This is a genomic window from Mesorhizobium sp. M0571, assembly GCF_040320985.1.
Lineage (GTDB): Bacteria > Pseudomonadota > Alphaproteobacteria > Rhizobiales > Rhizobiaceae > Mesorhizobium.
In genome coordinates this window covers 86,405-110,260 of the sequence record NZ_JAMYQT010000019.1, presented here as the reverse complement: position 1 = coordinate 110,260, position 23,856 = coordinate 86,405, and the positions used below count along the sequence as shown (strand labels likewise).

The 23,856-nt window shown below is 63.1% G+C and carries 22 protein-coding genes; 4 read left to right on the top strand and 18 right to left on the bottom strand.

Annotation, left to right across the window (positions count from 1 at the left end; all coding sequences use genetic code 11):
- Positions 1-3 precede the first annotated feature (3 nt).
- The 3 genes from NKI85_RS22305 to NKI85_RS22295 are packed head-to-tail and all read left to right on the top strand — an operon-like array spanning position 4 to position 3,750.
- A complete protein-coding gene (locus NKI85_RS22305; protein WP_502896134.1) occupies positions 4-300 on the top strand; it encodes a sarcosine oxidase subunit delta in 297 nt (98 codons plus the stop codon).
- On the top strand, positions 297-3,254 hold the full coding sequence (locus NKI85_RS22300; RefSeq protein WP_352527033.1) for a sarcosine oxidase subunit alpha family protein: 2,958 nt from the start codon (positions 297-299) through the stop codon (positions 3,252-3,254). Before NKI85_RS22305 ends, NKI85_RS22300 begins: the two co-directional genes overlap by 4 nt.
- Positions 3,247-3,750 carry a sarcosine oxidase subunit gamma family protein gene (locus NKI85_RS22295; protein WP_352527032.1) on the top strand — a complete coding sequence of 168 codons (504 nt, stop codon included), beginning with the start codon at positions 3,247-3,249 and terminating at the stop codon, positions 3,748-3,750. The genes NKI85_RS22300 and NKI85_RS22295 overlap by 8 nt, the downstream gene beginning before the upstream one ends.
- Positions 3,751-3,814: 64 nt before the next feature.
- Here NKI85_RS22295 and NKI85_RS22290 read toward each other — a convergent pair whose 3' ends face one another.
- From NKI85_RS22290 to bglB, 16 genes are all read right to left on the bottom strand, one after another.
- Positions 3,815-4,279 carry a cupin domain-containing protein gene (locus NKI85_RS22290; RefSeq protein ID WP_352527031.1) on the bottom strand — a complete coding sequence of 155 codons (465 nt, stop codon included), beginning with the start codon at positions 4,277-4,279 and terminating at the stop codon, positions 3,815-3,817.
- A 221-nt stretch (positions 4,280-4,500) separates the two neighbouring features.
- Positions 4,501-5,376 (bottom strand): aldose 1-epimerase, encoded by an 876-nt coding sequence (locus NKI85_RS22285; protein WP_352777911.1) that lies wholly within the window; start codon positions 5,374-5,376, stop codon positions 4,501-4,503.
- A gap of 5 nt (positions 5,377-5,381) precedes the next feature.
- Positions 5,382-6,182, bottom strand: coding sequence for a FadR/GntR family transcriptional regulator (locus NKI85_RS22280; protein ID WP_352527029.1), 801 nt, complete (start codon positions 6,180-6,182; stop codon positions 5,382-5,384).
- A 2-nt stretch (positions 6,183-6,184) separates the two neighbouring features.
- Positions 6,185-7,186: an ABC transporter permease gene (locus NKI85_RS22275; protein WP_352527028.1), complete on the bottom strand. Its 1,002-nt coding sequence runs from the start codon at positions 7,184-7,186 to the stop codon at positions 6,185-6,187.
- Positions 7,183-8,703: a sugar ABC transporter ATP-binding protein gene (locus NKI85_RS22270; protein WP_352527027.1), complete on the bottom strand. Its 1,521-nt coding sequence runs from the start codon at positions 8,701-8,703 to the stop codon at positions 7,183-7,185. The genes NKI85_RS22275 and NKI85_RS22270 overlap by 4 nt, the downstream gene beginning before the upstream one ends.
- Before the next feature lie 107 nt (positions 8,704-8,810).
- Positions 8,811-9,404: a substrate-binding domain-containing protein gene (locus NKI85_RS22265; RefSeq protein ID WP_352777908.1), complete on the bottom strand. Its 594-nt coding sequence runs from the start codon at positions 9,402-9,404 to the stop codon at positions 8,811-8,813.
- Positions 9,401-9,793, bottom strand: coding sequence for a substrate-binding domain-containing protein (locus tag NKI85_RS22260; protein ID WP_352527025.1), 393 nt, complete (start codon positions 9,791-9,793; stop codon positions 9,401-9,403). The genes NKI85_RS22265 and NKI85_RS22260 overlap by 4 nt, the downstream gene beginning before the upstream one ends.
- Positions 9,794-9,825: 32 nt before the next feature.
- Positions 9,826-10,602, bottom strand: a complete 777-nt coding sequence (locus NKI85_RS22255; RefSeq protein ID WP_352527024.1) for an SDR family oxidoreductase — start codon at positions 10,600-10,602, stop codon at positions 9,826-9,828.
- A gap of 5 nt (positions 10,603-10,607) precedes the next feature.
- Positions 10,608-11,780, bottom strand: a complete 1,173-nt coding sequence (gene dgoD, locus NKI85_RS22250) for a galactonate dehydratase (RefSeq protein WP_352527023.1) — start codon at positions 11,778-11,780, stop codon at positions 10,608-10,610.
- A gap of 141 nt (positions 11,781-11,921) precedes the next feature.
- Positions 11,922-13,010 carry an ABC transporter ATP-binding protein gene (locus NKI85_RS22245; RefSeq protein WP_352527022.1) on the bottom strand — a complete coding sequence of 363 codons (1,089 nt, stop codon included), beginning with the start codon at positions 13,008-13,010 and terminating at the stop codon, positions 11,922-11,924.
- 7 nt (positions 13,011-13,017) lie between these two features.
- Positions 13,018-14,070, bottom strand: a complete 1,053-nt coding sequence (locus NKI85_RS22240; RefSeq protein WP_352527021.1) for a carbohydrate ABC transporter permease — start codon at positions 14,068-14,070, stop codon at positions 13,018-13,020.
- Positions 14,067-15,086, bottom strand: coding sequence for a carbohydrate ABC transporter permease (locus tag NKI85_RS22235; RefSeq protein WP_502896135.1), 1,020 nt, complete (start codon positions 15,084-15,086; stop codon positions 14,067-14,069). The genes NKI85_RS22240 and NKI85_RS22235 overlap by 4 nt, the downstream gene beginning before the upstream one ends.
- Positions 15,083-16,351, bottom strand: a complete 1,269-nt coding sequence (locus NKI85_RS22230; protein WP_352777906.1) for an ABC transporter substrate-binding protein — start codon at positions 16,349-16,351, stop codon at positions 15,083-15,085. The genes NKI85_RS22235 and NKI85_RS22230 overlap by 4 nt, the downstream gene beginning before the upstream one ends.
- 86 nt (positions 16,352-16,437) lie before the next feature.
- Positions 16,438-18,957, bottom strand: coding sequence for a hypothetical protein (locus NKI85_RS22225; protein WP_502896136.1), 2,520 nt, complete (start codon positions 18,955-18,957; stop codon positions 16,438-16,440).
- Positions 18,954-19,787, bottom strand: a complete 834-nt coding sequence (gene kduI / locus NKI85_RS22220) for a 5-dehydro-4-deoxy-D-glucuronate isomerase (RefSeq protein ID WP_352527019.1) — start codon at positions 19,785-19,787, stop codon at positions 18,954-18,956. Before kduI ends, NKI85_RS22225 begins: the two co-directional genes overlap by 4 nt.
- The gene (gene bglB, locus NKI85_RS22215) at positions 19,784-20,884 is read right to left on the bottom strand and encodes a beta-galactosidase BglB (RefSeq protein ID WP_352527018.1); all 1,101 of its coding nucleotides are present in this window, start codon (positions 20,882-20,884) and stop codon (positions 19,784-19,786) included. The genes kduI and bglB overlap by 4 nt, the downstream gene beginning before the upstream one ends.
- A 112-nt stretch (positions 20,885-20,996) precedes the next feature.
- On the opposite strand from bglB, the gene NKI85_RS22210 reads away from it, so the two are divergent.
- The gene (locus NKI85_RS22210) at positions 20,997-22,064 is read left to right on the top strand and encodes a LacI family DNA-binding transcriptional regulator (RefSeq protein WP_352527017.1); all 1,068 of its coding nucleotides are present in this window, start codon (positions 20,997-20,999) and stop codon (positions 22,062-22,064) included.
- Here the strand turns inward: NKI85_RS22210 and NKI85_RS22205 are convergent.
- On the bottom strand, positions 22,049-22,531 hold the full coding sequence (locus NKI85_RS22205) for a flavin reductase family protein (protein WP_352527016.1): 483 nt from the start codon (positions 22,529-22,531) through the stop codon (positions 22,049-22,051). The two genes, NKI85_RS22210 and NKI85_RS22205, sit on opposite strands and share 16 nt — an antisense overlap.
- Positions 22,531-23,688, bottom strand: a complete 1,158-nt coding sequence (locus NKI85_RS22200) for an LLM class flavin-dependent oxidoreductase (protein WP_352527015.1) — start codon at positions 23,686-23,688, stop codon at positions 22,531-22,533. The genes NKI85_RS22205 and NKI85_RS22200 overlap by 1 nt, the downstream gene beginning before the upstream one ends.
- Positions 23,689-23,856 lie beyond the last annotated feature (168 nt).

The following is a 23,856-nucleotide window of genomic DNA, read 5'->3' as shown; positions in this document are numbered from 1 at the left end:
AAAATGCTGCGCATCGAATGCCCCTGCTGCGGCCCGCGCGACCATGACGAGTTCCGCTATGGCGGCGATGCCTCGGTCAAGCGTCCGGCCCATGACGATCCCGATCCGGAGGCCTGGCACCGCTACGTCTATATCAGGACAAACCCGGCCGGCCCGCACCGTGAATTCTGGCAGCACGTGACCGGTTGCCGGCAATGGCTGGTGGTCGAACGCGACACCCGCAACCATGCCATCGCAGCCGTCGACTTCGCCAGAAAATTGCGGGCCAGGAAATCAACTCTCAGGAAATCCCCGGCATGAGTTCGAACCACAAGCGGCTGTCGATGGGTGGCCGTATCGACCGCGAGCAGCCGGTCGAGTTTACCTTCGACGGCCGCAAGCTGGCTGGATATCGCGGCGACACGCTTGCCTCCGCGCTGCTCGCCAATGGTGTCACGCTGGTCGGGCGCAGCTTCAAATATCATCGCCCGCGCGGCATTTTTTCCGCCGGGCCCGAAGAGCCGAATGCGCTGGTTACGCTCGGGAGCGCCGGCAGGCGCGAGCCGAACCTGCCGGCGACCACACTGGAACTCGCCGACGGCATGGTCGTGGAGAGTCAGAACCGCTGGCCATCGCTTGCCTTCGACGTGCAAAGCGTCAACGGGCTGTTGGCACCGTTTCTGTCCGCCGGCTTCTACTACAAGACCTTCATGGGCCCAACGCGCCGCGCCTGGATGTTCTACGAACATTTCATCCGCAAGGCGGCCGGCCTGGGCAGGGCCGGCACCGACGCTGATCCCGACCGCTACGAGGTTCGTCATGCCTTCGCCGACGTCGCCATCGTCGGCGGCGGCCCGGCGGGATTGTCGGCGGCGCGGGCAGCCGCCGCGGCCGGCGCGCGGGTCGCGCTGATCGAGCAGGATTTCCTGCTTGGCGGCCAGCTTCTGGCGGAACCGTCCGACAGCGCAGCGGCCTCATGGCTGAAGCAGGCCGAGGCCGAGTTGGAGGGCTTCGAAACCGCCGCGCTGATGAAGCGGACGGCCGCTTTCGGCAGCTATGACGGCAATGTCCTTGGACTGGTCGAACAGCGCGATCCAACCGATCCGCAGCCGAATGGCGAGACACGGCAAACGGTCACCATGCTGCGCGCCCGCTCGATCGTTTTCGCCACCGGCGCCATCGAGCGGCCGATGGTGTTCTCGAACAATGATCGGCCCGGCGTCATGCTTGCCTCGGCCGCCCGGACCTATCTCAATCGCTTCGCCGTCCTGCCGGGCAAGAAAATCATCGTCGCCACCACCAATGACGGTGCCTGGCGCACCGCCTTCGACTATGCCGCAGCCGGCGCGGAGGTGACGGTTGCCGATCTGCGCCCCGTCCCGCCCGCAGCACTTGCCGCAGAAGCCGCATGGCTCGGCGTGGTGGTGCGGGCCGCAACGCGCATCGTCGACCTTAACGGCGGCCATGCTGTCAGACGTGTAACGCTCAACGGGCCGGACGGCCAATCCGAGGCCGCCTGCGACCTGGTCTGCGTGTCCGGCGGCTGGTCGCCAACCGTGCATCTCACCTCGCACCTGGGGAGCAAGCCCGCCTACCGCGACGACATCGACGGCTTCGTGCCGGGTTCGTTTCCGGCCGGCCGGTTCGGCGCCGGCGCGATGATGGGAACCTATGCGACTGGCGATGCCATCGAGGACGGTCATCGCGCCGGTACCGAGGCCGCATCGTCCTGCGGCAAGTCGGCATCGGTGCCCGCTCCGTCGAAACTCGACCTGGACGAGACCGCCACGATTTCACTTCGCGAAATCCCTTCCGTTGGACGTGGAAAGGCCTTCGTCGATTTCCAGATGGACGTGACGACCGAAGATATCGAGCTCGCCCATCGTGAGGGCTATGAATCGGTCGAGCACCTGAAGCGCTACACCACGCTCGGCATGGGCACCGATCAGGGCAAGACCAGCAATTTTGCCGCACTTGCCGCGATGGCAACCCTGCGCCGCGCAACAATCCCCAAGACCGGCGTCACGACCTTTCGCCCGCCCTATACGCCGGTGGCAATCGGCGCGCTTGCCGGACGCGCGACCGGCCATCATTTCAAGCCGATCCGCCGCACACCGATGCACGACTGGCACATGGCGAACGGCGCCGAGATGCTCGAGGTCGGTCTCTGGATGCGGCCCTATTTCTACCCGCAGTCGGGGCGCGACGTGAACGACGCCTATGTCGCCGAAATGCGGAATGTGCGTCAGGCCGCGGGCCTGATGGACATCTCCACCCTCGGCAAGATCGACGTCCAGGGTCCGGATGCGGCGATTTTTCTCGATCGCATCTACGCCAACGGCTTTGCCAAACTGCCCGTCGGCCGCGCCCGCTACGGCGTCATGCTGCGCGACGACGGCATCGTCTTCGACGACGGCACCACGACGCGGCTGGCGGAAAACCGGTTCTTCATGACCACCTCGACGGCCAAGGCCGCCGATGTGCTGTCGCGACTCGAATTCCTGCTCGACACGGCCTGGCCGGATTTGCGCGTGGCCGTCACCTCGGTCAGCGATGAATGGGCGGCGATGTCGGTTGCCGGGCCTAACAGCCGCGCAGTCCTGAGTGCAGCGTTTCCCGCTCTCGACGTTTCCGACGAGGCGCTTCCGCACATGGGGCTACTCGAAAGCGAATGGGAGGGCCGTGCGCTCCGCATCCTGCGTCTCAGTTATTCCGGCGAGCGCGCCTACGAAATCTATGTCGGCGCAACTGCCGGCGAACAGCTCTGGAGCCGCCTGCTCGAAGCCGGCAGAGCGTTCGACCTGAAGCCTTACGGCGTCGAGGCGCTTGGCGCGCTACGCGTCGAAAAGGGCCATGTCGCCGGACCGGAGATCGATGGGCGCACGACGCTCGACGATCTCGGCCTCGGTCGCATGGCCGGCAAACGCAGCGGCTTCGTCGGCGACGTCCTGCGACGGCGCCCTGCCCTCCAGGCTCCCAACCGACAGCGCCTGGTCGGACTGGAATGCATTGAGGACGGAAAACGCCTGCGCGGCGGCGCCATCCTGTTCCTGCCGGATGAGAAACCCTATGGCCATGGGCGCGGTCGCGTCACCTCCGTCAGTTTCAGCCCCGAACGCGGCCATTATGTCGGGCTGGCCCTGCTTGCCGGTGATGTCGCGGCAGAAGGAAGCGAGGTCGTGGCGGTCTACCCGATGAAGGATGATGAAACGGTTCGCGCTCGCATCGTCTCGCCGGTGTTCCTCGATCCGCAGGGAGAACGGCTGCATGGCTAGCTCGATGTCTTCGCGGGATTTCAGCCTGTCCGTGGCCGATTGCCCGCTCATCCAGGTCGAGGGCTGGGACGGGACACTGACGCAATTCGAAAAGAGCGTCTCGGCATCGCTCGGCACGAAGCTTCCAGCCTCGGTCGGAGAGACGGTTCGTCACAAAGGCCTTCTAATCATCCGCGTTGCACCTCGCCGCCTCTGGCTGGCTCTCGACGAAGGCACGCAAGCGCCTGCGCTTGCCGTCGACCCCGATCTCGGCTGCTCGGTTCCCCTCGGCGAAGGTCGCGTTCGTTTGAAAATGACCGGCCCTGACATCGCAAGGCTTCTGTCCGGCTGCGTTACCGTCGACTGGCACGCGCCGGCCGCCGCTCCGGGCCGCGCCGTGCTGACATCCTTCCATCACGTGTCCGTGGTCTTCCTGCGCACCGGCGAGACCGCGTGTGAACTCATCGTGCCGCGAAGTTTTGCCCGCAGCCTCTCGGATTGGATTGCCGACGGCTAGCCAAAACGGTTCCTCGGGCAAGGGCCGGCTTTAGCGGCGATCCGAGCCGCTATCACGAAGTCATCTACTCTCTTGCCGGCCAGTCTCTCAGAAGCGTAATCCCAAACTTCGGCGCCGCCGCTTTGAGTCGCTCGATATCGGCAGGCGTCGGCGGCCCGACCACCTCTCCCTTGCCGAGTTCATGGCCACCTTCGGCGAGAAACTGCTCGAACACACTTGGCGTGTTTATCAGGATATAGCGAACGAGCTGATTGCCGGGATTCATAAGCTGGTGCGGGATGCCCCGCTTCAAAAACATGCTCTCGCCGGGCGAGAGCGTTCGGACCACACCGTCCACAATTGCAGTCAACTGCCCTTCGATGACGTAGACCGTCTCGTCGTCATTCGCATGAACATGGATTGGCGTTTTCGTCTGCCCGTCGCTTCTGTTTTCGAAGAGACTCAACAAGCCTCCCGTCTGTTCGCCGGAGACCAGTCGCTTCATGACGATGCCTGCGAGCATGAATTCCTTTGGGTCAACATCTGTCATTGATCCAATCCTGCCAGGTACATTCGGAGTAGGCCCGTACCGGACCGTCAAGCAGACGAACTGCGCAGCGACATCCGGCAAACGTCGAACGGGCTCATGCGTTCCCGGTCGCTGAGGTCCCTCTTCCCAAGCTCCGTTTGGACGAAAGGCCGGCTTCGTTCTCCCCGGACATGCTGGCCGACACCGACATACGCCAACTCGAGGGCGCCGCAGAGGTCCGCCTAACTGACGGCGAAGCTGCAACGGGCCGCCAGGCTCTCGCCAGGCCCAAGCACCGACAGTCCATTCCATTTGTCGATCGAACCACGATTGTGAGCATCGACAGCATGACTGACCGGTTCAAAACAGAAGAAATCGCTCTCATCCGATGGCGAATAGACCAGGTAAAAATTTAAGGGCGAGGACGCTTTGATCGTGAGGCCGCAATTGTGCTCTGGCCAAGAGATGGTAGCGACGCCGTCCCAGCCAGCGAACACATTGTTTATCCATCCGCTCGGCAAGGCGGCCGGGGCGCCGAAATCCCGGTCGGGACGGGTTTTGACATCGACAAATTTTTCAGGGAGATGGTTGGGCCGTTCGAGGCAAACCTGCGAGGCCGCGGCGTGAAGCGTGGTCAACGCTGTTCTTGGGAACCACGGATGGATGCCAAGCCCGAACGGCAGCCTGACCGGCGCCTGATTGACGATGCGAAACTTCAGGTCGAGCCCCTGTCCGGCCAGCGCGTAGCTCACCTCGGCGCGATATCGATATGGGCCGGGTCCGTTGCTGATGAGCGACAGCTTCGCTCTGTCCTGCGTCAGACTGTCGACGTCCCACTCGCTCGAAAATCCATTGCCGTGAATCGGAAATGGCTCGCCTGCGACGTTGGAAGGCAGTTCGTGGAATTTGGAGTCGAATAAGAACCCGCCGCCGGAGATGCGATTTGACCACGGCAAAAGCAGGTTGCAGGCAAGGTCGAAGGGGTTGCTGCTCCCGCCGTTTGGCCATGGCCTGAAGAGCGGCACGCGCCCATAGTCCAGTCTCGCAAGACCTGCCCCAAGCGACGGGACGATTTCAGCGGATAGTTCTCCACTTCGAATCTTGATCGTCCGGACCATCTAATTCAGACGGTATCGGCCCTGGCAGAGGCGATCGGCTGTTGATGGCGGCCTTTGCGAGCCACTGCAAGAAGGTCATTCGACGCGATCCCGATGAGCGCTTTCATCTGATCATGAGCGTCGTCGGCCCTGCGCATCCTAATTGCCTCCAGCACGTCGCCATGCGCGCTGAGTGTCTGCTGATAGTTAGCGGTGGCCGATGTGGTCAATCGGAAGGAGAAGCTGAGGGCCGCCGCGAGCATATTGCCGAGATTGGCGAATACCGGGTTGCGGCTGGCACGAAGGATGGCGGTATGAAATCTGACATCGGCATCAAGACACGCAGCGAGATCGTCCTCCGGAGCAATGCGCATGGCCTCATACGCCGCTTCGATGACCGCGAGATCGCCTGACGTCGCCATCTTGGCCGCAAGTTGGGCCGCAGCGGGTTCAATGACGAGCCGCGCCTCGATCAGTCCACGGACGAAATCGAGATCTGGCTCGATGTCGCGCATCCATTCGAGAACCTGTGCATCCAACCTGTTCCATTCGCTCGATGCGCGCACACGCGTCCCGGCCCGCTTGCGCGCTTCGATCAATCCTTTGGCCGAAAGCGTGAGAAGAGCATCGCGAAGGGCCGTGCGGCTCGCGCCGTAGATGACGCAAAGTTCGGCTTCCGTCGGAAGTACGGAGTTCTGCGCGTAGGAGCCGGCGAGGATGCGTTGTCCGAGATCGCGTGCGATGCGATCCTTGAGCGATGACGTGGCGCCATCTCCGGCAGGAAGGTCTTGCCTAGCTTGACCAGTCGAAGCGATCGCCGCGTCCATCGTCATGTCCTGTTCAAGTGGTACTCGGCAATTACCACAGCAAGTATCAGCAGCGAGCCCTTGGCAAGCAACTGATAGAAGGTTGGCACGGACGTCAGTATCATTCCGTTGTTGAGCACGCCAATGATGGCGACGCCGAGGAGCGCGCCGACAATCGTGCCCTTCCCGCCCTGCAAGGCGCAGCCACCCAGCACGGCCGCCGTGATGGCCTCGAGCTCCAGGCCCTGGGATCCGGAAACGGGCTGCCCCGAGCCGGTACGAGCAGCAAGCAGAATCCCGGCCAATCCGGCCGCCACTCCACTCATGATGTAGATACCGACGCGGTAGCGGTTGATATTGATGCCAGAGAAGCGTGCGACAACGGGATTGCCGCCCAGAGCATAGATGTTGCGGCCAATGATCGAGCGCGCCAGGAAGAGATGGAACACGATCGCGGTCAGGAAAAGAATCCAGATCAGCAGAGGCAGGCCGAGGATTCGTCCGATCCCTATGAAGCGGAAAGTGTCGCTGAAAATCGCGATCGATTGCCCATCGGACATGATGAATGCGATGCCGCGGAAAATCGCCATCGTACCGAGTGTCGCGATGACTGCATTGACCCGCCCATAGGTGATGATGATGCCATTCACGAGACCGGCAAGACCGCCCAGAACCAGGCCGGCAAGAATACCGGCTGCGGGCGAGCCCGTCGACTGGATGGCCATTGCCGTCGATACAGTGGTCAGACCCACAATTGCGCCGACGGCGATATCAAGTCCGCCCGCGACAATGACCACGGTCTGGCTCATCGCCAGAACGCCCAGGATGGTGATGCCCAGGCCAATGTTCAGCAGGTTTCGGCTGGAGAAGAACACATCGCCTCTCAGGGTGCCGAAGATGAGCACGAGAATGGCGAGAGCAACAAGAAGGCTTATGTTGTGAATGCCGATGCGCTCTGCGATGCGCAAGGAAGCGCGCCTTTTGTCGGTTTGTGTTGTTGCTGTCCTAAGCTCAAGGCTGTTCACTGAATTTGTCCTCCGAGCGATGGTACAGATTGCGGCATGGCGTGTTTCAGGATCGTGGTCTCGTCGATGTCGGGGCGGGAAAGTTCGGCCGTGATCCGGCCTCCAGCCATGACGAGCACCCTGTCGGCTAGCCCGATCAGTTCGGGCATTTCCGAGGAAATCAGGATTATGCCGATGCCGCTGGCGGCGAGTTCATCGATCAGGCGATAGATTTCCGCCTTGGCGCCGATGTCGATGCCGCGGGTCGGTTCATCGAGGATGAGAAGCATCGGCTGCCGGGCAAGCCAGCGCGCGAGAACGACCTTCTGTTGATTTCCACCCGACAGCTTCGAAACCTGTTCGTCGAGGTTGGGCGCCTTGATCGACATTTTTGCTGCGAGCGGTGAGACAATCTCCAGCGCCTTTCGCCGGTTGAAGAAGCCGAAGGTCGACGTCTTGTCGGGCACGCAAAGCGATGCATTGTCAAGAATGCTTCGGAACAGCAGCAGGGCTTCGTGCTTGCGGTCTTCGGGGGCGAAGCCGATGCCCGCCACGATCGCTGCATGCGGACTGTTGGGGCCAACGGGCACGCCATTCATCGCTATGGTTCCGCCGAGGCGCCGATCATAGCCGACAATCGCCTTTGCCAATTCGGATCGCCCCGCCCCCATAAGGCCGGCGATGCCGAGCACCTCGCCGCGGCGGATCTTGAGGCTCACATCGGTGACGCGGTCGGTGGTCAGGCCCGCCACGTCCAGCAACAGTTTTCCCGATTGCCACGTCTCGCGCGTAAACAGATCGGCAATGTCGCGGCCGACCATAAGCTTGGCTATGGTTTGCTCGCTAGCACCTGCCGCCGGGGAATCGTCGACCAGCCGGCCATCCCGCAAAACGACAATGCGATCCGCAAGGTCGATGATCTCGTTCAGCCTGTGAGAGATGTAGACGATCGAAGTGCCTTCTTCGCGCAGCCGGCGTATTACTGAAAACAGACGGCGCGCTTCGTCGTCGGTCAGTGACGAGGTCGGCTCGTCGAATGCGATCAGCCGGCCGCCGGCACGTATGGCGCGCATGATTTCGATCATCTGACGTTGCGCCGGACCGAGCGTGCTGCAGAGTTGCCGCGGCCGCATATCCTGTTGCATGCCGAAGGTCGCAAGCACCCGGTCGGTCTGCTCCTCGAGCCTGTGCCAGTCGAGCAGGACGCCTGCCAACCGCGGCAGTTCCCCAACGAAAATGTTCTCGGCCACCGTCAGGTTCGGAACGATCTCCGGCTCCTGATGGATGACGCGTATTCCGGCTCTGTGGCTGTCGCGCGGCTCGCCGAAAACGATCGGCGTGGAACCGTGCAGCACGGTGCCGGTGTCCGGTGCGAACACGCCCTCGAGAATTCGCATCATCGTCGATTTGCCAGCCCCATTCTCGCCAACCAGGGCAAGCACCTCCCCCGGCCGAAAAGCAATCGAGACGTTGTCGAGCGCCTGCACGACGCCGAAGCGCTTCGATATCCTATCGAGCGAGAAGAAATCCGATTGCATCAAAGCTCACTCCCGAGGATCGATCCCGTGTCGGTGGCGTGTGCCCGCTGACGAACTGCCGGCCCAAAGAGCGTCATGCGCCCTGCGGCGCATGACGCATAGCCGGTTCAGTGGCAGAGCTTGGCTTTGTAGTCCGACGCAAAATTGTCGGCGGTGATGTATTCCGGGTCGGTGAAGGACTGAACGGGTAGCTTCGTTCCATCCTTGATGGAGGCCAACAAGATCTTCACCGCCAGTGCGCCGTGATTTGCCGAATTGAGCCACATCGTGCCACGGAATGCCGAAGGCTTCCCTGATCCGAAGGCGTCGCAGGCGCGGCTCCCGTCGATGCCTATCCCCATGCCCTGGTCTGCGGTATAGCCGGCATTCTCCAGTGCTCGCGCACCACCCAGCACGCCATCATCGTTGCATGAGTAGAATATCCAGTTCGTGACGCTGGGATTGGCCGTCAACGTGGTGGTCATCACGTCGATGGCGTTGACCATAGTGTTGTCGTAGGGGACGCGCACGATATTCCCCGGCTTGAAATCGGGCACCGCCTTCAGGAACGCTTCTTCCGCGCCCTTGTTGCGCTGCATGCAGGTATCCGCCTTGCGGTCCTCGATCGAGGCGATGCGCACCTCTTTGCCCGCCCAGCCGTCGGCCTTGTAGAGCTTGGCAAGCTCTTCGCCCACCCGCGCGCCGATGTTGTACGCATTCATTCCGACATAGGGGACCTGGTGCCATCCTGGTAGTAGATGTCGTCGTCGACCGCCACCAAGGGAATTTTTGCGGCCTTTGCCTTTTCCGCGATGACCGGTCCCAGTGCCTTGTCTGGGACGACGATCGCGATGCCTTTCACACCATCGCCGACCATCGTATCAAAGGTCGTGATCGTCAAATTGGCATCGAACTGGACGTCCTGCGACACGAACGCGGCCCCTGCCGCCTCAGCCGCTTTCTTGGCGCCGCCAACTTCGGCGACAAACCATGGATGGTCACCCATCTTGTTGATGTAGCCGATCTTGATGTCTTCCGCGCTTGCTGCGCCACTCATCAGTCCGGCAGCCAGTATCGCAAATGTCGCCAAAGCCTTTGTTGTGGTTTTCATGAAGATCCTCCCTGAGAGCTCTATGGTGGTTGCTAGTCGTGGTAGAGAACCGAGCGCCCACCATCGATGGTGATCGTCTCGGCATTTATGAACGGCGCTTCGTCCGAAGCGAGGAAAACCGCCGTCATTGCAACCTCGTCCGGCCGGCCAATGCGCTTGGGCGGATGGAGGTCGTAGGCTCGCCGCTTCTCCTCGGCGGGGTTCGGGAATGTGTTCCAATAGGCTTCCGCGATCGGCGTCTCGATATAGCCGGGTGCTATCGCGTTCACCCGGATACCGCGCGCGGCATATTCGATGGCGAGCGAGCGGGTGAGACCCACAAGCGCATGCTTGGCGACCGGATACGGGAAGGTATGGGGAATGATCTGGAAAGCGTGACAGCTTGCTATGTTGACGATAGACCCCGAGCCGTTCGCCAGCATGTTCGGCAAAACCGCCTTGGCGCAGAACCACGCGGCCTGGAGGTCGAGCTTGAGACAGCGCTCCCATTCCTCATCCGGCATCAGCAATGGTTCGTAGAAGACGTTGGCACCGGCATTGTTGACGAGAACGTCGACGCCGCCATAGGTCGTGATCGTCCGGGCGACCATGTCGGCGACCGCGGATGCGTCTGTGACGTCCGTCTCGATGAACAGGGCGTCGGCGCCTTTGGCACGCAATTCGTCGGCGATCGCTTTCCCGCTTGCCGCATTCAGTTCGGCAATAACGGTCTTTGCCCCATGCATCGCAAAGGCGCGGGCGGTGGCGGCACCGATGCCCTGGCCCGCTCCCGTGACGATTGCGATCTTTCCTTGCAGCCGGCCTGCCATTGCATTCACCAGTCGACCACGGTGCCGTCCGGCATGACGGCGTTGCGGGCATGCAGCACTTCCTGCTTGAAGGGGTGACGCGCGATGACGTCTTCATTGACGGTGACGCCAAGGCCCGGCAGTTCGGGCAGGTTCCAGCGGCCCGGTTTACGCTGAATTGGCCAGGTAACGACGTCGTCGTACCAGGCGACGGCACCGGACATCTCCTCCTGAATGACGACGTTTGGCGTCGATATGCCGAAGTGAAGAGCAGCCACACCGGCGATCGGACCGAGCGGGTTGTGCGGCGCAAGGCCGATACCCGCGGTTTCCGCCATAGCCGCGATCTTCTTTGTCTCGAGCAGACCACCAGTGTGGCAGATATCAGGCTGGGCAATGTTGAAGGCACGGGCTGCGATCGAGTGCGTGAATTCGCGACGTCCGATCAGCCGCTCGCCGGAAGCGATCGGCACAGCCGATCGCGCCGTGATATGCGCCAGTCCGGCAACATCTTCGGGCGGCACGGGTTCTTCCGCGAACATGATGCGGGCCGGCTCGATTGCCCTGAGGTAGTCCATCGCCGCGTTAACGGACGCAGGGCGTCCATGGAAATCGACCATGATGTCGATGTCCGGACCTATGGCCTCGCGAAGTGAGCCAACCATGTTGGCAACAGAATCGACTGCCTTCGCAGGCGATACGTAGTGGGTATAAGGGATGCAGACGACCTTGACCGCGTCGTAGCCTGCTTGCGTCACGATGCGTCCGCGTTCCACGATCGCGTCCGCGGATCCGGTCTCATAGACCGCTTTCATGTCTCCGAGGCCAAGATGCGTGTAGGTGCGCAGATAGTCGCGGACCTGGCCGCCCAGAAGGCGCCAGACGGGGACGCCCAATGATTTGCCCAGGATGTCCCAGAGCGCGATCTCAATGCCGCTGACGGCAGACATTCCCTCGACGCCAAGACGCCAAAATCCGTGGCGCGTAAGTATCTGGTAGCACTGCTCCACGTTGCGCGGATCTTGCCCGATGAGCAGTGCCTCAAGGTCCTGAAGCGCTCCAACGACGGCTCGGGTCTTCCATTCCAGTGTTGCCTCACCCCAGCCAAACAGTCCGGGCTCGTCGGTTTCGACCCGAACGAAGACCCAGTTGCGCATTTCCGCATTGCAGACGCGCGCCTTGATGGCCGTGATTTTCATTGGTCCTCCCGACTTGCCGTCTTTTTTCACGGCAATATGTATGATTTATTATGGATAATATGGACGAGTCAAGCGCAACGTCAATGTGGACAGCAGCGTCAGGAAAACTGGCCCTTGGGAGTGTCGCGCCGATGCCACCGGCTAACGCGGTGCGACGCGCAGCCCGGCGGCATCGAAGAGATGCATGCGCTCCGGCGGCAGAGCGAGGCTGATCGGCGGGCCTTGCGTTTCAACGCCCTGCTGCTTGAGAACGGCGATCAGCTTGCTGTCGCCGGCGATGGTGGCGTGGACAACGGTTTCCGGTCCCAACGCCTCGGCAAGCGTTACCCGCGCTTCCACCGATCCCTTGCTGCCGTCGGAAAGTTCGATGTCGTGTGGCCGGATGCCAAGCGTCGCGTCGTCTCCCGGTTTCAGCGCGACCCCGTCAGCCGCGACCGAGGCCGACAGCCCGCCCGGACCTTCGACATGCACTTCGGCGGCGTTTACCGAACGCACCTTCACCGGCAGCAGGTTCATCCGCGGCGCGCCGATGAAGCCGGCGACGAACAGGTTGGCCGGCGCGTTGTAGAGATCGAGCGGCCGGCCGACCTGCTCGATCCGCCCCGAGCGCATTACCACGATGCGGTCCGCCAGCGTCATCGCTTCGATCTGGTCATGGGTGACGTAGATCATCGTGGTTGCCAGCCGCTTGTGCAGGGCCGCCAGTTCAGCGCGCATGCTGATTCGCAGTTCGGCATCGAGGTTGGACAGCGGTTCATCGAGTAGAAAGGCGGTCGGATTGCGCACCACCGCACGGCCGATCGCCACGCGCTGCTTCTGGCCGCCCGACAATTGACCGGGCCGGCGGTCGAGATAGGGAGCAATTTCCAGCATGCGCGTCGCCTCCGTGATCCGCGCGTCGATCTCGGCTTTCGGCATACGGATGTTTTCGAGCCCGAAGGCGAGGTTCTGGCGCACACTCATGTGCGGGTAGAGCGCATAAGACTGGAACACCATCGCCAGACCGCGCTGCGCGGCCGAAACATTGGTGACGTCGACCCCGTCGATCTCGATCTTGCCATCGGTCGGCCGATCGAGCCCGGCAATCAACCGCAGCAGCGTGGACTTGCCGCAACCCGACGGGCCGACGAGGACCAACATCTCGCCGTCGCCGACGTCGAGATTGATGCCGTGCAAGATCTTCATCTTGCCGAAAGCGCGATCGATGTTGGTCAGCGTTATCCGTCCCATGGCGTCCTCACTTCAGCCCGGTGCCGGCAATGCCGGAAGTGATGTAACGCTGCAGGAAGACGAAGACGAGGACGACGGGAATCATCGTCACCACGGTCATCGCCAGGATGTAGTGCCACTGCACGTTGAGCTGGCCGGCATAGGTATTGAGGCCGACCTGGAGTGTGTAGAGCTCCTTGCGCGACAGCACCACCAGCGGCCACAGAAAGTCGTTCCAGCGCCAGACGACCGAGAAGATCGCCAGCACCGCGAGCGCCGGTGCTGCAAGCGGCAACACGATGCGCCAGTAGATCTGCCATTCGGAAGCGTTGTCCATGCGCGCCGCATCGAGCAGCTCATCCGGAATGGTCAGCATGTATTGGCGCAGCAGGAAGACGCCGGTCGGCGTCGCTACGGTCGGCAAGATCACGCCCCAGAGCGAATCGAGCAGCCCGACGGCGCCCACCACCGAATAGAGCGGCACCAGGATTACCGACAGCGGCACCATCAGCGTACCGACGATCACAAGCATCGTCAGATCGCGGCCGCGGAACTTGTATTTCGACAAAGCGAAGGCGGCCATCGAATTGGTGAGCAGCGTGATCAGCGTCGCCATAGCGGTTACAAAAACCGAATTGCGCAGATAGCGCAGGAAGTCGAAATGGACGAAGGGCCCGGTGTAGTTCTCCGTCGCGAAGCCGATTTCGCGCACCGGCTGCCGGTCGGCGATGTTGACCTTCACGATATCGTTCGGCGCCTGTGGGTCCACCATCTGCGCCACGATGCCGATGCGGCGCACCTCGGCCAGCACCTTGGTCGAACCATCCGGCAGCTTCACTCTGTAGAGGGTCAGCGGCTTGTCGTAGCCTTCGACCCTCGCCTGTTGGCTGACATAAGGCATTATGGTCGGCGGGAACTCGGCGAGCTGTGCCGGTGTCTTGAACGACGAACCCACCAGCCAGACGGCCGGACCGAACATGATGACAACGCCGCCGAGCAGCCACAACCAGCTCACGATATCCGTCCAGTGCCAGCCGCGACCGCCGCGCCGGCGGGTCAGGAATGTCATGACCCCGCTCATTCGCGCGCCTCTTTCCGCTCACCCCGGCGTCCGACCTGCAGCTGAAGCAAGGTGAGCACGACCAGCACCAACCCCATCAGGATCGAAGCCGCCGAAGCCAGCCCCGGATTGCGCAGCAGGGAGGCGAAGCCGATCTCATAGATGTACTGCGTGATATAGAGGGTCGAGGTTCCTGGCCCTCCACCCGTCAGCACATAGACTTCGTCGAAGATCTGCACGGCGCGGATCAGCGCCAGCACGATGACGACAAGCAGGTTCGGCATCAGCAGCGGCAGCGTGATGCGCCAGAACACCCGCGCCGGCTTCGTGCCGTCCATCTCGGCCGCCTCGTAAAGGTCGCGCGGGATCGCCTGCAATCCGGCAAGCAGGATGAGCGTATAGAAGCCCATATGTGCCCAGACCGAAACCCCGACGGCGGCGGTGAAAGCCCAGAAACGGTCGGTCAGCCAGTTGTGCGGCTCGCCGCCCAGATCATGGACGATCAGGTTCAGCAGGCCCTGGCGTTGCAGGATCCAGCGCCAGATCAGGCCGGTGACGACGGGCGACAGCAGCACCGGAAAGAAGAACACCGCGCGCCAGAAACTGCGCCCCACGATCTCGCGGTTGAGGATCAGCGCGGTCGCCATCGACACGACCGTCATCAGCGCCACCTGCACGACGACGAACAGGCCCGTATTGTGCACGGCCTTCCAGAAGAGATCCTCGTGGCAAGTGGCAGTATCCAGGTAGCTGCCGCAATCGAGCAGGCGCCGATATTGCTCCAGCCCCACATAGGTTCGGTCCTGCAGGAAGTAGGCCGTTCCTGACGTGGCCGAATAGAAGAAGTTGATGACCAGCGGCACCAGCACGAAAATGCCGAAGATCGCCATGTTTGGGGCGAGGAAGAAGGCGGCCATGCCGCCGGTGCCCGTCGCGCGCTGCCAGAACTTGAGCGGCACGTTGACGATCGACGCCAGCCAGACGACCGGCGCCGCCAGAGCGGCGCCAGTCCATGCCAGTGTCGCGGCGGCGGTCACTTCGCCTCGGCAACCTTGTCGGCGATATCCTGGTCGATCCTGCCCCAGGCATCGTCGAGGCTGAGTTCGCCGGCCATCACCTGGCTGACGCGCGTCACCAGCGCGGCGAAATAAGCGTTGGCCCACTTCCACGGCGGCAGCGCATCGGCCGCCGGCAGGGTTTCACCCGCCGCCTTGACGAACTTGTCGAGCGCCGGACCGACATTCTTGTCGGCCGAATCCCATTTCAGTCCGCCCTTCTCGACGATGCCCTTGTGCGCGGGCAGAAACAGCGTGCGTTCGCTGAACTCTTTCACCACGTCTTCGCGGGCCAGATAATCCATGACCTTGGCGACGTCCTTGGGGTTCTTCGTGTATTTGATGGCGACCAGCGCCGCGCCGCCTTTCACGCCCGAACAGCCTGCGGGGCCGCAGGGCGAGCCGGTCGCCACCCAGTCGAAACTGTCGCCGATCTTGGTCGACAGATTGGCGACCTGCCAGCTGCCCGAATAATAGAACGGGATCTGGGCGTTGATGAAGTCGTCGGCGGCCGCGCGGTAGGTCGAGCCTGCCGCCGACACCCAGGTATCCTTCAGCATCAGACCCTTGGAGGTCCAGTCGACGAGCTTGCCGACGAATGCCTTGGTGCCGTCGTCCACTTTCGCCGGCGTGCCATCGGGTCCGATGTAGTTCGCCCCGAAGGAGACATTCGGACCCGAAATGCGGTGGCCGGAGCGGTCGATCGCGAAGGCCGCCGGAAGCTGCTGACTCTTCGCCACCTCGGCGGCGGCGTTGACCCAGTCGTCCCAGGTCGCCTTGTCGCCGGGCAGCGGCACGCCGGCCCGTTCGAACAGCGTCTTGTTGGCGAAGCCGCCGGTGAGCGTGAGCTGGGTCATGAACCCTGGGATGGCGTTGGAGCCGTCGGGGCGCATCCAGTCCAGCGTGTCACTGAAATTGTCCTCCCAATATTTCGGGTCGGCCACCAACGGCCTGAGATCGAGCCAGTGCTGGGCGAGCTCCTTGATGTTTGTGACGCGGGCGATGTCCGGGCCCTGGCCAGCTTCGAGCTGGATGGGCAGCTGCTCCTGGATCACCTTGTAGGCGACATTGTCGAGCGTGACGTGGATATCGGGATTGTCCTTCATGAAACGGTTCAGAATGTCCTGGATGACATCGCCTTCGACACCGTCCGAATACCACATGATGCGCACGTCGCCGGCAAACGCGCTGGTCGATGCGAGCAGGCTGACCGATAACGCGGCCAGCAAAGTGCGGGTCTTATTCATGCTTCGTCTCCTCCTTTATCCGGGGCAGCGCCCGATGATTCAAGCTGCCACGCCCTCTCCTCTTGAGGGTCGCAGCCGATTCCTCCCTACTCTTTGCGTTTCATGCGCTTCGCCTCACCGCGCACGATCCAGTTGGCCGGATCGAGTGTACGTCCCTCAGCCACGATCCTTGCGTCGGCGAGGAAGCGCACCGTGCCGTACTCCGGATCCTCGACGATCAACTCGCCGTCAGGGCCGGACCGCACCGACAGGCCCCCAAAAGCGGCAGCCCAAGCATCGAGCGCCGGCAGATTGGCATCCCGGTCACCGAGGCGAACGATCCATGTCGTCCTACGTCCCGCCGCCCGCAACTCATTGCCGGCCGTCGGGCCCGCCTCGACCCGCGTGAGCGGCACATCCGTCTTCAGCAAGACGAAGGCGTCGCCGGATTGCCCAGACGCCCGATCGCGATCCACTTGCACGGCATCGAAGGCACTTGCCGGGAACCAGGCGTGCGTGAAGTCGGGCTGTTCATCCGAGCAGGAGAAGCTGACGAGGGCGAGGTCGCGGTATTGGTGAACCCGGGGCAAAGTGCCTGAGCCGCCCCAGTAAGACGGCCTGCCATACCCCGACTGCAGCACCTCGCCCGGGTGGTTGATCCAGATCTGCGCATCCGGATTCTTGCCCAGCCGGGCGTGAATGACTGTCTCCTGATAACCCCAGTGGTTCCAGCGATAGCCGGCGGCGCTGCCCATTGCATGGTCACGCGTCTTGTAATGGTAGAGCCGCGCGAAGCGGTCCTGTCCCTGCGCGAAAGTCCATTCCCACGCCGTATCGTCGGTGAGGGAAGCAACTGCCGCCAACCCGTCCGGAACGCTCAAGCCGTGGTCCCGCAGGCAGAGTGCGAGCTGCGGCAGCGCGTGAAAGCGCATGCCGTAATTGCCCTTGCCCCAGAGCATGCGGCAGATGCCCGATAGCTCCAGGGAACGCGCCGCGCGTAGCGTGTGCTCATAAGAGCGGCCCTGCGCCCCGGTGAGAATGCCGCGATGGGCCGAGCGGGCGACGATTTCAAGCAGGCGTATGATTGCTTTGCCGGCACGTTCGGCGATGTCCTTGTCCGGGGCCAGCGCGTAGAGCGCACACAAGCCCTTGAGGTCGATCGGGAAATAGGGCGCCGAGTTGAACTCGGCCACCTCCCATGCCTCGAAATGGTCGAGCCAGGCCCGCACCCGCGCGGCTCCAACTGCGGACTGCTCGCGGCCAAGGCGGCCCGATCGCACGAAGCGTGCGTCAGCCAACAGGCCACCGGCAATATAGGCGGCGGTGTGGAAGAGCAGCGCGTGGTTCTCGGAGAAGTACCACTGCACATCGTTGCCGGGCTCGTCCATCCAGTAGCGATAGCCGAGAATGGCGTTGTCGACGCGCGCGCGCAGGCTCACTTCCAGCCGATCGCCATAGGCCTTGCGGCACCACAGCAGCGGCACCAGGATGAAGTCGGCGCAATCGTGACAATCCTCGATCGCCGGCAGCGTGCCGGAGATCATGGCGTCGGTCTCGGCGCCCTCCTGCCCGATCGCCAGGCGCGCCAGCGCGCGTACTGTGTCAGCCTCGGCGTGACCGGCGACCTCGCGCAGGGCTTCATCGATACGCGCCGCAAGCGTTTCCGGTGCCTCGCCCTGACGGCGCGCGTGGCAGATCTCGACGCCGAAGACACGCGATACGGAATAGCCTGCGACCGTCAGCGTCACCTTGAAATGGCGAAAGTCGGCCGGCAGTTGCTCGGTATCGGCGATCGGCAGGCGCGTCTGGCCCGCCGGCAGATCGAAGGCGAAGCGCACCGGCGCCTCGATCGACATGAAATCGCCCTCGATCTCGACCTCGATTTGCGCGTCGCACGGCAGGGCCACTCCGGTGACCAGCGCCACCTCGCCGCCGTCATAGGCGGGCCGCTCGAAATGCATATCGTCGAGAGCCGCCTCCATCGCGCTGGCGACACCGCCCGCCACCTCGACCGGCAGTGCGACCGAAGCAGCCGGACCCGACAGATAATCGAGCTGGAAATAATAGCGGGCATCGCGCTCGGCGAGGTCGTCGAACCATATGCGAATGTCGTTGCGGCCGGCCTTCAGCGCGATCTTGAAATCCTCAGCACTTTCCAGATTGCGGCCGTAGGGCGCCATCCAGCCGGCTTCCTCGCCATTGGCAAAGAGCATGGCGCCGCCGCATGTGCGCAGCCGCACCAGCGCCTCGCCAGTCGAGGCCGCCTCGATGGTGGTTTCGGCCCAGGTTCCAAGCACCGTCGGCCGGAACCAGAAGCCCGACAGGTCGACGCGGGGCGAGGCGAAGGGCAGCCAGACGCGCTCGGCGCCGAATTCGGCGCTGACCTGAGGTCGCTTGCCGCGGCGTTCCGCCGCGAACTGCGTGCGGCATGGATATTCATGCGGAATGAAATTCTTGTGCTTGGTCAGGAAGAAGAAGGGATCCATCTCGCCTTGCATGGGCTGGTCGGCCACGTCGTAGCGTTGCTCGGGGATAGACCCCAGTCGCCAGTAGACGATTGGCTGCCCCGCCATGAGCGGCCGGCGCAGCGTAAAGTCGGTCTGAATGCTTTGCGAGGCCTCGCTCATCGCAAATCCTTCACGGCAACCGGATCGACATCGGTGTAGGCTTGGTTCTCGCCGGTCATGCCCCAGACGAAGGCATAGGGGCCGGTTCCTGCGCCCATGTGGATAGACCAGGCAGGCGACAGGACGACGTCACCGTCGGCGACCATCAGGTGGCGCGTATTGTCCGGCCGGCCCATCAGATGGACCACACGGTCGGCCTTGGCGAGGTCGAAGTAGCAATAAGCTTCCATGCGCCGCTCGTGCAGATGCGGCGGCATGGTGTTCCACACACTGCCCGGTGCGAGGTCGGTGATCCCCATCAGCAAGAGGCAGGACGGGGCCACTTCGGGATGGATGTACATGCGCAGCGTGCGCCTGTTCGCGCGAGCCTCCTCGCCGAGCACAAGCGGCTTGGCTTCGCTGCTGACGATGAGACGATGCGCAATATCAGCGCCGGCCGGAACCGAGTTCATGTAGAAATGTGCCGGCCTCTCCGGATCGTCGCTCTCCAGCATCACCTCGCGTGCTCCGCGTCCGACATAGACGATGTCGCGGTTAGCCACGGGAAAGCGCCTGCCGTCCACCGCGACTGCGCCATTGCCGCCGAGATTGGCGATGCCCATCTCGCGCGCGTCAAAGAAGAGCGGGGTGCCGACTTCGGCCCCGTTACCGAATGTCAGCGGGTTGGCCAGCGGCAGCGCGCCACCGACGATCATGCGGTCGACATGGGTGTAGACGAATTCTATCGCGCCAGGCCGGAACAGGCCGTCGACCAGGAACTCGGCCCTCAGCCGGTCCGTGTCCATGCCGGCAATGTCGGCCGGCGACGCGCCGTAGAGCGTCCGCATCATGCCGCCTCCACCTTCGCCTGCAGACGCCGCGCCCCTTCGGTCAGGCATAGAATGGCCAACGCCTGCCCGTAGCCCGTCGGATGGATCGGTATGTCGCGGTAGAACTGCAGGTCGGGGCCCATGCGTGTGCCATAGGACACGTTCGCCACCACACCTTTGTCATCGATGTTGGCCACCACAGCTTCCAAGGCGCGGAGACCGGCGGCACGGCACTCTGTCGAACCGATTCCGAGCCGCGCGGCCTTCATCAAGCCGTAGCCGAAACCGGCCGTGGCAGAAATCTCTTCGTAGGAAGTCGGGTCGTCGAGCAGAGTATGCCATGCGCCCGAACCTGCCTGCACCTCGAGCAGGGCCTTGATCTGCGTCTCCAGCACGCCGAGCAGATAGGCCCGAACCGAAGGCGCAATTTCGGCGAACTCCACCAGATCGAGGATACCCACGGTGATCCAGGCATTGCCTCTCGCCCAAAGGGCGCGGGCGAAATTGTGCCGGCCCGCGAACGTCCAGCCGTGAAACCACAGCCCGGATGCCGGATCGGCGAGATAACGGGCGTGGACCAGGAATTGCCGTTCCGCTTCCTCGACGAAGCGACGCTGGCCGGCAGCCTGGCCGTAGGATGCGAGGAACAGCGCCACCATGAACAGCGTATCGTCCCACAATTCGTCGTCGTTGACCCGGTCCGAAACATCGTGCTGGAAACCGCCTTCGGGCGTCCGCGGCAAGCCGGTGACCACCCGCTCGGCCCATTCGCGCAAGACCGGCTCAAAGCGCGGCTGGCGCCGGCGCCGCCACAATTCGCTTAGCGCCAGCAGAGGTGCGGTGGTGTTGACGTTCAACGCCGGGAGACCGGCAGCGATGCGTCGGTCGTACCAGGCCTCGATCGTCTGCAGCAGCCGATCATCACCGGTCAGCGCCCACAGCCGGACCAGCCCGTAGAGCCCGACGCCCTGCGGCCATTCCCAACTGTCGAAGCTGACGTAGTCGCCCGCCGTCCCGTCGAGATTCGGCTCGTGGAACCGCCCGTCATGGCGCAAGCCGGTCATGCCGGCCACGAGGCTGGCAAGCGCGGAATTCAGGCGTTCGGCCGACAGCGGCATCACTCCTCCCGTTTCTCCCGCTTCAACAGAACTGTTTCACAGGCATTTTTCTTGCGCAATCTGAAAATTTTTTGCATTAACCTAGGTGACTTTGTCGGAGATGCGGGAGCGGATGACGATCCAAGGCAAGCGCGGCCGCCCCAGCCGCCGCATTCGACTTGAAGAGATCGCGGCGCGTTGCGGCGTGTCGGTCAGCACCGCCTCCCGTGCGCTGAGCGGGGTCGGTGGCGTGAGGGATGAGCTTCGCACCAGGATCATCGAAACGGCTAAGTCGATGAACTACGCCATTCCCGCCTCGGTTGCGGGCCGCAAGGTCATCCTGGCCGCAAGCAGCGTGGCAATGGTCGACAGCGCCCGCAATCAGTTCACCTATCACGTTCTCGACGGGCTCAACGAACGCGCCCGGTTGCTCGGCGTCGAACTGGTGACCCGGCCGGTCGCGACGTCCGAAGACGAAATCGCGCTTCTGCGTGAGTCCGAGCGCGACGACCGCGTCGCCGGCTGCCTCTTTCTGACGCTGGATGACGATGACGTGCTGACGCTGACAGCCGGCTTTACCAAGCCGATCGTGCTCGTCAACGGCGACGATCCCTCGATGCGCCATTCGAGCGTGACGCCCTGCAATCGCTCCGCCGCGATGCTTGCCGCGCAGCATCTGATCAGCCTCGGCCACCGCCGCATCCTGTTCCTGATGCGGCGTGGCCGGCGCACGATCGAGCGGCGCTACGAAGGCTGGCGCGACGCGCTGATCGCGGGCGGCATTGCCGGCTTCGACGATCTCGTGGTCGAGGTGCAGGACTGGCTCCCCGAGCTTGCGAGCGAGGCCGTGACCGAGCGCATCGCGGCCCGCGGCCTTGATTTCACCGCCGTGCTGACGGCCGGCGACAGCCTGGCCTTTGGTGCCATCGCCGGCGTCCAGAAAGCCGGATATTCGGTGCCTGGCGATGTGTCCGTCGTCGGTATGGACGACCTGCCGCTGGCGGCCTTCTGCAACCCGCCGCTGACGGCGATGCACATTCCCATGCGCGAGATCGGATCGGCGGCGCTTAGCCTGCTGCTCGATGACATGGCCCATTCGGGGTTGCCGCCGCGCCGCGTCGAGCTCGCCTGCAATCTCGTGGTGCGCCAGTCGACGGCACCAGCCCGGAGGGGCGCTGGCCGTCATCAGCCCGCCTCTTGAGCCGGCGGCTTGCCGCCAGCAAAGAGCAACGGCAAACCCTCTTGCGTCTCCAGTTCAAGGACATGTCCAAGCAGGATCATATGATCGCCTGCCGGGAAGCGGTCGGCGACGCTGCATTCGAACCGCGCCAACGCCCGTGGCAGCAGCGGCACGCCGTGCTCGTTCCACGAGAGGTCAAGATCGGCAAAGTCGGTCCCCGACTTCGAAAAGCGCCAGCACAGATCGATTTGATCTTCCGCCAGCACGTGAATGGCGTAGTGCGCGGAATTGGCGAAGGCTTCGAACCGGCGCGAGTGGCGGCCGATCGACCAGAGCACCAGCGGCGGATCGAGCGACACGGATGAGAAGCTGTTGGCAGTGATCGCGACCGGCCCGTCGGCCGTGCGTGTGGTGACGACCGTGACACCGGTGGCGAAACGCCCGAAGGCGTTGCGCAAAAGGCGCGGATCGCACACGACATGCTCCATCAGCGGCGCTCCTCCGTTCCCAATGGTGTTGCCGGGACCCGGTCCGGCACCCTGCCATAGGCGTGCGGCAGTGAGCACGTCTTGAGCTGGGGCAGCACCTTGGTGCCGAAATGACGCGCCTCGTCGAGATGCGGGTAGCCGGAAAAGATGAAGGCGCGGATCCCCATCTTCATATACGCCTCGATTTCCGACAGAACCTGATCGGTCGAGCCCACCAGCGCCGCGCCGCAGCCCGAGCGCGCCCGCCCGACGCCCGTCCACAAATGCGGCTCGACATAGCCTTGCGCATCGGCGATCTGGCGGTTCTTGGCCTGGTGCGATACGCCGAGCGATCGGGCGTCGAGCGCGCGCTCCCGGATCGCCCTGCCCTGCTCATCGTCCAGCTTCGACACCAGCTCCCGGGCATAGTCCTTTGCCTCGGCCTCGGTATCGCGCACGATCATGTGGACGCGCAGGCCGTAGTCGAGCGTCCGCCCATGGCGCTTGGCACGTTCGTGGACGGCTTTCATGCGGCCGGCGAGCTCCTCCTTGGTTTCCGGCCACATCAGGTAGACGTCGCACTGTTCGGCGCAAAGCTCGAGCGCATCGGGCGAATAACCGCCGAAATAGAGCAGTGGACCGCCATTCTGCTGATAGGGCTTCGCCGGCGCCGTCGAGAGCCCCTTGAAACGAAAGACCTCGCCCTCGAAATCGATGCTGTCCCGGGTCCAGGCCTGGCGCAGGATCTGCACCACCTCGCGGGAACGCTGATATCGGTAGGCGCTGTCGGCCGTCTCGCCCGGAAAGTCCGACGAAATGATGTTCACCGTCAGCCGGCCTTCCAGCATGTGGTCCAGCGTCGCGATCGTGCGCGCCAGCATGATCGGCTGCATCTCGCCGCAGCGCACAGCGGCGAGCAGATTGATCTTCGACGTGATCGGCGCGCAGCCGGCAACGAAGCTCAGCGTGTCCTGGCCGACCTGATAGGACGACGGGCACAAGATGTTGCGGAAGCCGAGTTCCTCGGACGTCTTCACGATCTCGGAGCAATGCGCCCAGCTCGAGCGCAACGCCCCGTCCGGCACGCCGAGAAAACGATAGTCGTCCGAGCAGAGTGCGGCGAACCAGGAAACTTCGGCTGCGTCGAGATCCGGCGAGGTGATTGGGACGATGCTCATTGCCACTCTTCAAAAAAGAAGTCCGGGCCACTCTTCAACGAAAGTTCGGCGCTGCGAATGGCGCTTGCGTAGCATTCGTTTTGGTGTAGATCAATACTGTATCAATTTTTGGGCGCCGACCCGAAAACCGGATGCTATTGGGACGCATGATGCAGTTGACAAGGGCCG

What these genes read in the sequence shown, in the direction of transcription:
- NKI85_RS22305 (WP_502896134.1), top strand. Translation starts at nt 4, where the DNA reads ATGCTGCGCATCGAATGCCCCTGCTGCGGCCCGCGCGACCATGACGAG.
- NKI85_RS22300 (WP_352527033.1), top strand. Translation starts at nt 297, where the DNA reads ATGAGTTCGAACCACAAGCGGCTGTCGATGGGTGGCCGTATCGACCGC.
- NKI85_RS22295 (WP_352527032.1), top strand. Translation starts at nt 3,247, where the DNA reads ATGGCTAGCTCGATGTCTTCGCGGGATTTCAGCCTGTCCGTGGCCGAT.
- NKI85_RS22290 (WP_352527031.1), bottom strand. Translation starts at nt 4,279, where the DNA reads ATGACAGATGTTGACCCAAAGGAATTCATGCTCGCAGGCATCGTCATG.
- NKI85_RS22285 (WP_352777911.1), bottom strand. Translation starts at nt 5,376, where the DNA reads ATGGTCCGGACGATCAAGATTCGAAGTGGAGAACTATCCGCTGAAATC.
- NKI85_RS22280 (WP_352527029.1), bottom strand. Translation starts at nt 6,182, where the DNA reads ATGGACGCGGCGATCGCTTCGACTGGTCAAGCTAGGCAAGACCTTCCT.
- NKI85_RS22270 (WP_352527027.1), bottom strand. Translation starts at nt 8,703, where the DNA reads ATGCAATCGGATTTCTTCTCGCTCGATAGGATATCGAAGCGCTTCGGC.
- NKI85_RS22265 (WP_352777908.1), bottom strand. Translation starts at nt 9,404, where the DNA reads ATGAATGCGTACAACATCGGCGCGCGGGTGGGCGAAGAGCTTGCCAAG.
- NKI85_RS22260 (WP_352527025.1), bottom strand. Translation starts at nt 9,793, where the DNA reads ATGAAAACCACAACAAAGGCTTTGGCGACATTTGCGATACTGGCTGCC.
- NKI85_RS22255 (WP_352527024.1), bottom strand. Translation starts at nt 10,602, where the DNA reads ATGGCAGGCCGGCTGCAAGGAAAGATCGCAATCGTCACGGGAGCGGGC.
- dgoD (WP_352527023.1), bottom strand. Translation starts at nt 11,780, where the DNA reads ATGAAAATCACGGCCATCAAGGCGCGCGTCTGCAATGCGGAAATGCGC.
- NKI85_RS22245 (WP_352527022.1), bottom strand. Translation starts at nt 13,010, where the DNA reads ATGGGACGGATAACGCTGACCAACATCGATCGCGCTTTCGGCAAGATG.
- NKI85_RS22240 (WP_352527021.1), bottom strand. Translation starts at nt 14,070, where the DNA reads ATGAGCGGGGTCATGACATTCCTGACCCGCCGGCGCGGCGGTCGCGGC.
- NKI85_RS22230 (WP_352777906.1), bottom strand. Translation starts at nt 16,351, where the DNA reads ATGAATAAGACCCGCACTTTGCTGGCCGCGTTATCGGTCAGCCTGCTC.
- NKI85_RS22225 (WP_502896136.1), bottom strand. Translation starts at nt 18,957, where the DNA reads ATGAGCGAGGCCTCGCAAAGCATTCAGACCGACTTTACGCTGCGCCGG.
- kduI (WP_352527019.1), bottom strand. Translation starts at nt 19,787, where the DNA reads ATGATGCGGACGCTCTACGGCGCGTCGCCGGCCGACATTGCCGGCATG.
- bglB (WP_352527018.1), bottom strand. Translation starts at nt 20,884, where the DNA reads ATGCCGCTGTCGGCCGAACGCCTGAATTCCGCGCTTGCCAGCCTCGTG.
- NKI85_RS22210 (WP_352527017.1), top strand. Translation starts at nt 20,997, where the DNA reads ATGACGATCCAAGGCAAGCGCGGCCGCCCCAGCCGCCGCATTCGACTT.
- NKI85_RS22205 (WP_352527016.1), bottom strand. Translation starts at nt 22,531, where the DNA reads ATGGAGCATGTCGTGTGCGATCCGCGCCTTTTGCGCAACGCCTTCGGG.
- NKI85_RS22200 (WP_352527015.1), bottom strand. Translation starts at nt 23,688, where the DNA reads ATGAGCATCGTCCCAATCACCTCGCCGGATCTCGACGCAGCCGAAGTT.